Below are 10189 nucleotides of genomic sequence, written 5' to 3' on the forward strand. Positions count from 1 at the left end.
GCCGCAGGCTGCGATCTTTTGATCCGGTTTTTTAGAAAATCAAAGTCAAAAGATCGCAGCCTGCGGCAGCTCCTACAGGGGATTTGTTTATGCCGTGGCTTTGGTGGGCAGCACATCATTGGCAATCATTTCGCCAAACGGCCCGGTCAGGTTGGTCACGCCACGCCCGGCCAGGCTCGCGTACGGCTCGGGCAGCAGCGGGAATACCAGCTCGGCAAAGCGGTAAGCCTCTTCCAGATGCGGATAACCGGAGAAAATGAAACTCTCGATGCCCAGATCCGCGTACTCCTTGACCCGCGCTGCCACTTGTTGCGGATCGCCAACCAGCGCCGTCCCCGCGCCGCCGCGCACCAGACCGACACCGGCCCACAGGTTCGGCGCGATTTCCAGATTGTCGCGACGGCCATCGTGCAACGCCGCCATGCGCCGCTGACCCTCTGAATCAAAACGCGAAAAGGACTTCTGCGCCGCCTCTATTGTTTCGTCACTGATGTGCTCGATCAGTTTGTCTGCGGCTTTCCACGCCTCTTCGGCGGTCTCGCGGACGATCACGTGCAGACGAATACCGAACTTCACCGTGCGCCCGTGACGCGCCGCGCGTTCGCGCACATCAGCGATTTTTTCTGCGACCGCCGCCGGAGGTTCGCCCCAGGTCAGGTAGACATCAACCTGCTCGGCGGCCAGATCATGCGCCGCATCGGAGGAGCCGCCGAAGTACAGCGGCGGGTAAGGTTTCTGCACAGGTGGGTAGAGCGCTTTGGCGTTCTGCACTTTCAGGTGCTTGCCCTCGAAATCCACCGATTCGCCCTGCAGCACGCGGCACCAGATTTTCAGGAATTCATCAGTCACTTCGTAGCGTTCGCTGTGGCTGAGAAAGCTGCCGTCGCCACGGTTTTCATCCGGGTCGCCGCCGGTCACCACGTTGATCAGCAAGCGGCCGTTGGACAATCGATCCAGCGTCGCCGCCATCCGTGCCGATACGGTCGGCGAGATGATCCCCGGTCGAATCGCCACCAGGTAACGCAGGCGTTCGGTCAACGGCACCAGTGCCGAGGCGATCACCCACGAGTCCTCGCAGGAACGCCCGGTCGGGATCAACACACCGTGATAACCGAGGCTGTCAGCGGCTTGCGCGACTTGTTTCAAATAGTTGAGCGTGACCGGGCGTGCACCTTGGGTGGTGCCCAGATAGTGGCCGTCGCCGTGGGTCGGCAGGAACCAGAAAACATCCATGAACAGCTCCTTAAGCGATCTTCAGCAACGGTTTGATTTGTGTGGCGAACAGCGGCGCAGCGCGCTCGGCGGCCAGACGGATGCGCGCTTTCAGCGGTTCGCTGGTGATCTGGTAGTCGGAGAAATCGGCTTCGGTGGCGTACACACCAATCGGCAAGGTCACGGCCTGGAAGAAAATGAACAGCGGACGCAATTGGTGATCAAGCACCAACGCATGGCGTTCGCTGCCACCGGTGGCAGCGAGCAGCACCGGGGTATCGATCAGCGCATTGAGGTCGATCAGGTCGAACAAATGCTTGAGCAGCCCCGGGTAAGAACCGCGATAAACCGGCGCTGCAACAATCAGCAAATCCGCTGATTCGATGGCTTGCAACTCGGCCTCGACTTCGGCGCTCAGCTCCTGACGCGAAAGGGCGCCGCCGAGTGGGCGGGCGATGTCACCGAGTTCGATCAGATGGCTGTCGATCGGCAAATGCCCGGCAAGTTCGGCCAGCAAGGCCTGGGTCAGCACCAACGTACGTGAGGGACGCCAGGTTCCGCCGGAGAGGGCGACGACTTTCAGAGGACGCGACATGATCAATTCCTTGTTTTCAACAGTTGCTCAGCGAGCAGTGGCTAAGTCACTGGGCTTGAGCAAACGCTGTACCAATTCCTGGAGGCCCGGTGTGGCGGGGCTTTGAGAGTTTTGCTAGCGGCCGTTTGTACGAATTTCAGGTGGCTTTGTTGAACTGCTGTTGCCTGAGCAACAGTTGCTGGAGCAACACTGAAACGCCAATGGGGAGAAGTTATAAAGGCTAGTTGTTATTCCGCAAAAGACCTTTAATCGATATTTATAGATCGTTAACGAATATGTCAGAGGCTCTGCGAAAATCCTGATAGCCACTATTGAGAGCGTTGATTTCTGCGCGAGCGAGCCCGGGCGTAGCCTTTGTCCATCGACTACCACTGCTCGCCAGGACGCTCCCATGAATCATTTACTGACTGTTTCGCTGCTGCTCGCTGTCTCCGTACTTGCCGGTTGTGCCGGTCACGTTTCGCCAGAATTGCGGCCTTACAGCGCAGAAGAATCCCGCGAACTGGCGATGGAAGCACTGAACCGCAGTGGTTTGTCCTTCGACGAATACCACGCGAAAAAAGCCCAACTGCTCGGCCAGCCACAGAAGACTTTCAGCTTCGATAAACAAGGTGAGATGAGCGCCGAGCGAGCTGTACAGCTGCACGGTCGTCCTAGCTGATAACAAACTGTACTGCTGGAAGTTTTACTCAACTGTCCGTGGGTTTGCGCGGTGGCGTGAGATAGGGTCAACACCTGAATGACCCTGACGGATTGCCCACCATGACCCTCTCGCTTGATCTGCTGCTGGGCTTTGCCCTGTTTGCCCTTGTCACCTCGATTACGCCGGGGCCGAACAACACCATGTTGCTGGCATCGGGCGTGAACTTCGGCTTTAACCGCACCATTCCACACATGCTGGGCATTACCTGCGGATTTTTCGTGTTGGTGGTGGCGGTCGGTTTTGGACTCGGCGCGGTGTTTCAGACCTATCCCATTCTTTATACGATCCTGCGCTACGTCGGCGCGGCGTATTTGTTGTATCTGGCGTGGAAAATCGCTCACTCGGGGCCGGTGGGCGACAACGTTCAGGGCGAGGCCAAACCGATCAGTTATCTCGGCGCTGCGGCGTTTCAGTGGGTCAATCCAAAGGCGTGGATCATGGCCATCGGCGCAATCAGCACCTACACGCCGATGCAGGGCTATTTCACCAATGTCGTGGTGATTGCCGCCGTATTCGCCATCATCAATCTGCCGAGTGTTGGCGTCTGGGCTGCCTGCGGCACGCTGTTGCGCAATGTGTTGAAAGATCCGCGCTGGTTGCGCGTGTTCAACTGGGGCATGGCCGCGCTGCTGGTGATTTCGCTGTATCCGTTACTTCTCGAAAGCTTTCACTGACGCATAGCCTTCAACCCGCGGCCCGATGCCTGTTAAGCTCGCTTCAGGAGCGTTCCTACGCACTTTTAAATGAAGTTGTTCTTCTTTAACGGCATCCGATCAGGTATTGATGACGCTCTCGAACCGACGCGCAGCTCACAAGGCTGCGCGGTGCCGTTTGCAGACACGAGCCTCCTGATCCCGGAACACGCTCTGCGAGTCTTTTATGAACACACGTCCGTTGTATTTCGATTACGCCGCCACCACCCCGGTGGACGAGCGGGTCATCCAGGTGATGATCGAATGTCTGGGGTTTCACGGTAACTTCGGTAACCCGGCTTCCAGCTCCCACGCCTTCGGCCAGCAGGCCCGGCACACGGTCGAGCAGGCTCGCCGGCAAGTCGCCGAACTGGTGGGCGCCCAAGCCGAACAGATTGTCTGGACGTCCGGTGCCACCGAGTCCAACAACCTCGCCCTTAAAGGCGTGGCGCAGGCGCGCGGCGTGTCCGGCGGCCACATCATCACCAGTCAGATCGAACACAAAGCCATTCTCGATACCGCCCGCCAATTGCAGGACGCCGGCATCGCCGTGACCTATCTGGTGCCGGACGCCGATGGCCTGATCACGCCGCAGGCGGTCAGTGAAGCGCTGCGCGAGGACACCTTTCTGGTGTCGCTGATGCTGGTCAACAATGAATTGGGCACCGTCAACGACGTACAAGCGATTGGCGAAATTGTGCGCAACCGTGAAGTGTTGTTTCACGTCGATGCGGCGCAAGGTGCCGGCAAAGTGGCGATCGATCTGGCGCAGTGGCCGGTCGATCTGATGTCGTTTTCGGCGCACAAACTCTATGGTCCCAAAGGTATCGGCGCGTTGTATGTCGGCCCACGGGCACAGCAAAAATTGCAGGCGCAGATTCACGGTGGCGGCCACGAAGGTGGCTTGCGCTCCGGGACGCTGGCGACGCACCAGATTGCCGGAATGGGTTCGGCGTTTGCGCTGGCGGCTGCGGCGTTTGATGAAGAGAAAAGCACAATCGTCGCGTTGCGCGAACGTCTGCTCGAACAATTGCTGAGCCTGCCCGGCGTATGCCTCAATGGCAGCGCCAGCCAGCGCATTCCGCACACCTTGAGCCTGACGTTCAGCGAAGGCGAATTCAATAGCGCCGCGTTGAGTCATTCGATCGCGTTTTCCGCGACCTCGGCGTGTAACTCCGCGAGTAACGCACCGTCTCACGTGCTGTTGGCGCTGGGGCATGACGCGCACCTGGCCGGGCGCACCATTCGCCTGAGCCTCGGCCGTTTCACCACCGCCGACGATATCGACAAGGCTTGCGAACTGATCAAGACCGCCTGCGCCAGTGCTCCGGCATTCTGGGCGACAGGGCTGTAAACCAGCCGACCTAACGGCTACGAACAATAACGATGAAGTGATTAGCAGGAGACATGATGAGTACCCAGACCTTGACCGAAGGATCGGTGCCCCAGCGCCTGGCGCACACCCGCGAGCTGATGCGTCGCGAAGGCATTCACGCACTCTTGGTGCCGTCTGCCGACCCGCATCTGTCGGAATATCTGCCGGGTTACTGGCAGGGCCGGCAGTGGCTGTCGGGTTTCCACGGTTCGGTGGGCACTTTGATTGTCACCAACGATTTCGCCGGCGTCTGGGCCGACAGCCGTTACTGGGAACAGGCAACTAAAGAACTCAACGGCAGCGGCATCGAACTGGTCAAGTTGCAGCCGGGTCAACCGAGTCCGCTGGACTGGCTGGCTGAGCAAACGCCGAAAGGTGGCGTGGTCGCCGTCGATGGCGCAGTAATGGCTGTGGCCTCGGCGCGCACGTTGAGCAGCAAACTCGAAGCGCGTGGCGCGCGTCTGCGTACCGACATCGATTTGTTGCAGGAAGTCTGGAGCGATCGCCCGACGCTACCGAATGCAGCGATCTATCAACATCTGCCGCCACAGGCGACCGTCAGCCGTGGCGAGAAACTCGCCAAACTGCGCGAAACCCTGCAAGCGCGTGGCGCTGATTGGCACTTCATCGCCACCCTCGACGATATCGCCTGGCTGTTCAACCTGCGCGGCGGCGACGTGTCGTTCAACCCGGTGTTTGTGTCCTTTGCGTTGATCAATCAACAGCAAGCCACGTTGTTCGTGGCGCTGAGCAAGGTTGATGCGGATTTGCGCGCCGTGCTGGAAGCCGATGGCGTCACCCTGCGTGACTACAGTGAAGTCGCTGAAGCCTTGCGCGCCGTGCCGAGTGGTTCGAGTGTGCTGGTGGATCCGGCGCGGGTCACCAGCGGTCTGCTGGAAAACCTCGACAGCGGCGTGACACTCGTCGAAGGTCTCAATCCGACAACGCTGGCCAAGTCGCAGAAAAGTGAAGCCGATGCTCAGCACATCCGCCAAGCGATGGAGCAGGACGGTGCAGCGCTGTGCGAATTCTTCGCCTGGCTGGAGTCGGCCTGGGGTCGTGAGCGGATTACCGAGCTGACCATCGACGAGAAACTCACGGCTGCCCGTGAACGTCGTCCGGATTATGTCTCGCTGAGTTTCAACACCATTGCCGCGTTCAACGCCAATGGCGCGATGCCGCACTATCACGCCACCGAAGAAGAGCACGCGGTGATCGAGGGTGATGGTCTGCTGCTGATCGACTCGGGTGGTCAGTACCTCGGCGGTACCACTGACATTACGCGGATGGTGCCGGTCGGTACGCCAACCGAAGAGCAGAAACGCGATTGCACGCGCGTGCTCAAAGGCGTGATTGCACTGTCGCGAGCGCAGTTCCCGAAAGGCATTCTGTCGCCGCTGCTCGACGCCATCGCCCGCGCGCCGATCTGGGCTGAGAGCGTCGACTACGGTCACGGCACCGGTCACGGCGTTGGCTATTTCCTCAACGTTCACGAAGGCCCGCAGGTGATTGCCTACCAAGCCGCGCCAGCACCGCAAACCGCGATGTTGCCGGGCATGATCACCTCGATCGAGCCGGGTACCTATCGTCCGGGTCGTTGGGGGGTGCGCATCGAGAACCTGGCGATGAATCGCGAGGCGGGTAGCAGTGAATTCGGCGAATTCCTCAAGTTTGAAACCTTGACCCTGTGCCCGATCGACACTCGCTGCCTGGTGCCGGCGCTGCTGACTCAGGAAGAGAAACAGTGGTTCAACGCCTATCACGCTGAAGTGCGTGAGCGTTTGAGCCCGTTGCTGGAAGGTGCTGCGCTGGAGTGGTTGAACACGCGTACTGCTGCCATCTAAACGATTGACGCTCGGGCGCTGTCGCCAGCGCCCGAGTGATGGCTTCGAACTAGATCTGGCGCAATGCCTCTTCGACGAAGTCGAGTCGATCCTGACCAAAGAACAACTGGTTGCCGACGAACATGCTCGGTGCGCCAAACACGCCGCGTTTAACCGCAGTCTCGGTATTCTCTTTCAACACAGCTTTGACGGACTCGTCATTGGTCAGTGCCAGTACCTCCTGCGGATCGAAACCGTGTTCACTCAATACCGCTGCGACGGTTTGCGGTTCGTCCATACTGCGACCATCGACCCAAAGCGCTGTGAACAGACAATCGATAAACGCTTGGAAGCGTTCCGGCTGACGCAGTTGGATGCCCGTGATGGCGCGCATGAGCATCAACGTGTTGATTGGGAAGTGCGGGTTGAATTTCAGCGGCACGCCGTAGCGTTTTGCATAGCGATCCAGATCTTGAAACATATAGCGACCCTTGGCCGGGATCATCGCGGGGGAGGCGTTGCCGGTCGCCTTGAACACGCCGCCGAGCAGCATCGGGATATAGATCAATTCGCTGCCAGTCTCTGCGCAGATTTTTGGCAATTGGCTGTAGGCCAAATACGTGGCAGGGCTGCCGAGGTCGAAATAGAACTCCACGGTTTTCGTCATGTTTGCTGCACTCTCATTATTGTTATGGGCGGCGGGTTTACCAGCGTTCGTTCCACGGACGCAGATCCAGCTCGAATGTCCAGGCATCGCGCGGCTGACTGTGCAGGTACCAATAGTTTTCGGCGATGTGCTCGGGGTTGAGAATGCCGTCCTGATCCTTGGTGGCGTATTTCTCCGGGAAACTGTTGCGAATGAAGTCGGTATCGATCGCACCGTCGACCACCACATGGGCGACATGGATGTTCATCGGCCCCAATTCCCTTGCCATGCTTTGTGCCAGTGCGCGGATACCGTGTTTGGCGCCGGCGAATGCGGCAAACCCTGAGGCTCCGCGCAAACCGGCGGTAGCGCCAGTGAACAGGATCGTGCCGCGATTGCGCGTGACCATGCGCTTGGCCACTTCGCGTGCATTGAGGAAACCCGAGAAGCAGGCCATCTCCCAGATCTTGAAATATTTGCGGGCGGTTTCTTCGAGGATGCTGCACGGCACGTTGGCGCCGATGTTGAAGACGAACGCTTCGATCGGGCCGACGCGGGTTTCGATGTCTTCGATCAGCGCGATCACATCTTCTTCTTTGCGCGCATCGCAGGCGAAACCGTGCGCTTCGCCGCCGTCTGCCTGAATGGCGTCTACCAGCGGCTGCAATTTGTCGGCACTGCGTCGCGTGACGCAGGCAACGAATCCTTCTTTGGCAAAGCGCTTGGCAATCGCGCCCCCCGTGGCATCGCCGGCTCCGACAACCAACACGACCTTCTTGTTATTCATGGGTAGATCCCTTTGCTAAACGATCGTTAAGTGAACGAACGTTATGCTAGGATTCCGACAACGTCAAGGCGGTCAATTTCGAGGGCAAACATATGCGTTACTCCGCCAGTCACAAGCTGGAAACCCGGGAAAAGCTGCTGCAGAGCAGTTCGCTGTCGGCAAAGCGTTCAGGGTTTTCTACGGTAGGCGTTGATGGTTTGATGAAGGCTATCGGCTTGAGTGGTGCGGCGTTCTACAGTCACTTCGCGTCGAAGGATGCGTTGTTTACCGCTATCGTCGAGCGCGAATTGGGCCAGAGCCTGGAACGGTTGGGCGGGCAGGGCACTCAGGATCACGAACGACTGCAGCGTTGTCTCAAGCATTACCTGAGCATGGCCCATGTCGAGCAGCCTGAGTCCGGCTGTGCCTTGCCATCGCTGGGTGCGGAGATCGCCCGTTCTGATATTCAAGTGCGGGAACAGGCAGAGCTGTGGATCTGCCGGTTGCAGGAGAGTTGGGCGAAAATATTGGAGAGCGACAGCCTGGCGTGGTCAGTGCTGTCGCAATGTGTCGGAGCGTTGGTGGTGGCGCGTATGCTGGCCACACCGGACATTCAGCACACAGTGCTGAAGTCCAGTCAGGAAGAAATCGCTCGGCAGATCGCCAGACCGCAATGAGCTATTTGCAGATGACGATCATGCTGCGGCTGGTGTAGCCAGCAGGGTTTAGGCCGAAAGGATAGTCGCCAGGCTCCTCGACGCCGTCGCCCGATTTGGCAATGACTTTATAGCCCTTGGGGGCACAGGCGTTGGCGGCGTGGGCGTAGCACTTGTCCCAGGAGGACGAAAGCCCCGAACAGTTGATGTGCAGCCCTTTTTTACCGCGCTTTACCTGGGTTTCCGATGTCGCTGCGCAGCCTGCAACTGCGAGTATGGCGATCAATATCAAAATTCGTTTCATTACCGTCCTTATGGCAGCCAGAAGTCTATTGCTCTGGTCTGCCTGTATGCGATCGCGCTTGAAGCGTTCTGACGTCCGTATTCGAAAAAATCCATGCCTGACACTGGGTTAACGAACTAAACATGGCCTAAATAAGCGGCAAATGCCAGACCTTCGTCAAATCCTGTTTCAATCGGCCGCAATGGCGGGCTTCGCGCCGCTGCCCATTGTCAGCGTAGCTCCGACGGAGGCGAGAATAATGCACAGAATCGCCATCCATTGTGACAACGTCAGGTATTCCTGCAGAAACAGCAGGCCTGATAGCGCACCGAATGCGGGCTCGATACTCATCAAGGTGCCGAAGGTGCGCGCGGGCATGCGGGTGAGTGCAACCATTTCCAGGGTGTAGGGCAGGGCGGTGGAAAGGATGGCCACGCCGATAGCGATCGGGATCAGCGAGGGCGTCAGCAAAGCAGCGCCTGCATGCACGATGCCGATGGGCGCGACGAACAGGGCGGCGATCATCACGCCCAACGCTGCGGTCGTTACGCCATTGTCTGCCCCGGCCTTCTGACCGAAGAGGATATAGAGTGCCCAGCAGACACCGGCGCCCAATGCGTAACCCGCACCGACCAGATCAAAGCCGGCAGTAGTCGCGCCTGTGGGGATGAGAAGGAACAAGCCTGCAGCCGCCAAACCAATCCAGAGAAAATCGATAGCACGACGTGATGCGTAAATGGCGACGGCCAGTGGTCCGGTGAATTCCAGTGCGACGGCAATCCCTAGTGGGACTGTGCGCAATGACATATAGAAGAGGAAGTTCATCCCGCCCAATGCCATGCCGTAGACAATGACCGTGCGCAGCGACTTGGCCGTCAGCTTGGCGCGCCATGGACGCAGCAATAGAAGCATGATCACACTGGCGAAGATCAGTCGCAGGGTCGTAGTGCCTTGGGCGCCAACCACCGGGAACATGCTTTTGGCCAGCGAGGCGCCGGACTGGATCGATGCCATGGCTATTAATAGCAGGCCAACCGGGAACAGCATTGAGGCAAGCGAGCGGGGTTGGTCATTCATAGCGGAGGCGTCATCCAGGGTATATAGCAGGCATTTTTGAGTTGTTGGGCAATATACTGCGCATTCGCTACGATGGCGTCTATATATAAGCAGGCTTTTTGCGTTTATCGATAGAAAAATGAAATCAGGGGTTGACGGCAGATTCCATGCGTCTATAATTCGCCCCACTTCCGGCGCAGTCGAAACGGAAAACTCCTTGAGATTCAATGAGTTGCGAAGTTTTCGGCAGCGAGTTGCTTCAGTTCATCGAAGCCAAAAGGAAGTTGAAAAAGAGGTGTTGACAGCAGCGTGTAACGCTGTAGAATTCGCCTCCCGCTGACGAGAGATCTGAAGCGCAAGTGGTTGAAGTTGTTGAAGAATT

Annotated in this window: 11 protein-coding genes; 5 read left to right on the forward strand and 6 right to left on the reverse strand. The window is 58.3% G+C overall.

Going from position 1 to position 10189, the window contains the following annotated elements; genetic code table 11:
- Positions 1-87: 87 nt before the first annotated feature.
- On the reverse strand, positions 88-1233 hold the full coding sequence (ssuD, locus tag QMX93_RS27660; protein ID WP_282358688.1) for an FMNH2-dependent alkanesulfonate monooxygenase: 1146 nt from the start codon (positions 1231-1233) through the stop codon (positions 88-90).
- 10 nt (positions 1234-1243) lie between these two features.
- Positions 1244-1807, reverse strand: a complete 564-nt coding sequence (gene msuE, locus QMX93_RS27665) for an FMN reductase (RefSeq protein WP_282358689.1) — start codon at positions 1805-1807, stop codon at positions 1244-1246.
- A gap of 391 nt (positions 1808-2198) precedes the next feature.
- Between msuE and QMX93_RS27670 the strand changes: the two genes are divergently transcribed.
- The 4 genes from QMX93_RS27670 (at position 2199) to QMX93_RS27685 (ending at position 6421) form a co-directional block, all read left to right on the forward strand.
- Positions 2199-2468 carry a hypothetical protein gene (locus tag QMX93_RS27670; protein ID WP_282358690.1) on the forward strand — a complete coding sequence of 90 codons (270 nt, stop codon included), beginning with the start codon at positions 2199-2201 and terminating at the stop codon, positions 2466-2468.
- Positions 2469-2569: 101 nt separating this feature from the next.
- Positions 2570-3184 (forward strand): LysE family translocator, encoded by a 615-nt coding sequence (locus QMX93_RS27675; RefSeq protein WP_053122169.1) that lies wholly within the window; start codon positions 2570-2572, stop codon positions 3182-3184.
- 205 nt (positions 3185-3389) lie between these two features.
- Positions 3390-4556, forward strand: coding sequence for an aminotransferase class V-fold PLP-dependent enzyme (locus QMX93_RS27680; RefSeq protein WP_282358691.1), 1167 nt, complete (start codon positions 3390-3392; stop codon positions 4554-4556).
- 56 nt (positions 4557-4612) lie between these two features.
- A complete protein-coding gene (locus QMX93_RS27685) occupies positions 4613-6421 on the forward strand; it encodes an aminopeptidase P family protein (RefSeq protein ID WP_282358692.1) in 1809 nt (602 codons plus the stop codon).
- Positions 6422-6470: 49 nt separating this feature from the next.
- Here the strand turns inward: QMX93_RS27685 and QMX93_RS27690 are convergent, their stop codons facing one another.
- Positions 6471-7067: a 2-hydroxychromene-2-carboxylate isomerase gene (locus tag QMX93_RS27690; RefSeq protein WP_282358693.1), complete on the reverse strand. Its 597-nt coding sequence runs from the start codon at positions 7065-7067 to the stop codon at positions 6471-6473.
- A 37-nt stretch (positions 7068-7104) separates the two neighbouring features.
- Positions 7105-7833, reverse strand: a complete 729-nt coding sequence (locus QMX93_RS27695) for an SDR family oxidoreductase (protein WP_212543656.1) — start codon at positions 7831-7833, stop codon at positions 7105-7107.
- A gap of 92 nt (positions 7834-7925) precedes the next feature.
- On the opposite strand from QMX93_RS27695, the gene QMX93_RS27700 reads away from it, so the two are divergent.
- Positions 7926-8489 carry a TetR/AcrR family transcriptional regulator gene (locus QMX93_RS27700; RefSeq protein ID WP_212543655.1) on the forward strand — a complete coding sequence of 188 codons (564 nt, stop codon included), beginning with the start codon at positions 7926-7928 and terminating at the stop codon, positions 8487-8489.
- A 1-nt stretch (position 8490) separates the two neighbouring features.
- Here the strand turns inward: QMX93_RS27700 and QMX93_RS27705 are convergent, their stop codons facing one another.
- Both QMX93_RS27705 and rhtA read right to left on the reverse strand, forming a co-directional pair.
- Positions 8491-8772, reverse strand: a complete 282-nt coding sequence (locus QMX93_RS27705) for a hypothetical protein (RefSeq protein WP_282358694.1) — start codon at positions 8770-8772, stop codon at positions 8491-8493.
- Between the two features lie 168 nt (positions 8773-8940).
- Positions 8941-9828, reverse strand: a complete 888-nt coding sequence (gene rhtA / locus QMX93_RS27710; RefSeq protein WP_282358695.1) for a threonine/homoserine exporter RhtA — start codon at positions 9826-9828, stop codon at positions 8941-8943.
- Between the last annotated feature and the right edge of the window lie 361 nt (positions 9829-10189).

The sequence above is a fragment of the Pseudomonas sp. PS01303 genome, assembly GCF_029959385.1.
In the GTDB taxonomy this organism is placed as follows: domain Bacteria; phylum Pseudomonadota; class Gammaproteobacteria; order Pseudomonadales; family Pseudomonadaceae; genus Aquipseudomonas; species Aquipseudomonas rustica.

Coding starts and splice junctions, on each gene's coding strand:
- rhtA (WP_282358695.1), bottom strand. CDS start 9,828: ATGAATGACCAACCCCGCTCGCTTGCCTCAATGCTGTTCCCGGTTGGC.
- QMX93_RS27685 (WP_282358692.1), top strand. CDS start 4,613: ATGAGTACCCAGACCTTGACCGAAGGATCGGTGCCCCAGCGCCTGGCG.
- QMX93_RS27680 (WP_282358691.1), top strand. CDS start 3,390: ATGAACACACGTCCGTTGTATTTCGATTACGCCGCCACCACCCCGGTG.
- QMX93_RS27670 (WP_282358690.1), top strand. CDS start 2,199: ATGAATCATTTACTGACTGTTTCGCTGCTGCTCGCTGTCTCCGTACTT.
- QMX93_RS27675 (WP_053122169.1), top strand. CDS start 2,570: ATGACCCTCTCGCTTGATCTGCTGCTGGGCTTTGCCCTGTTTGCCCTT.
- QMX93_RS27705 (WP_282358694.1), bottom strand. CDS start 8,772: ATGAAACGAATTTTGATATTGATCGCCATACTCGCAGTTGCAGGCTGC.
- QMX93_RS27690 (WP_282358693.1), bottom strand. CDS start 7,067: ATGACGAAAACCGTGGAGTTCTATTTCGACCTCGGCAGCCCTGCCACG.
- ssuD (WP_282358688.1), bottom strand. CDS start 1,233: ATGGATGTTTTCTGGTTCCTGCCGACCCACGGCGACGGCCACTATCTG.
- msuE (WP_282358689.1), bottom strand. CDS start 1,807: ATGTCGCGTCCTCTGAAAGTCGTCGCCCTCTCCGGCGGAACCTGGCGT.
- QMX93_RS27695 (WP_212543656.1), bottom strand. CDS start 7,833: ATGAATAACAAGAAGGTCGTGTTGGTTGTCGGAGCCGGCGATGCCACG.
- QMX93_RS27700 (WP_212543655.1), top strand. CDS start 7,926: ATGCGTTACTCCGCCAGTCACAAGCTGGAAACCCGGGAAAAGCTGCTG.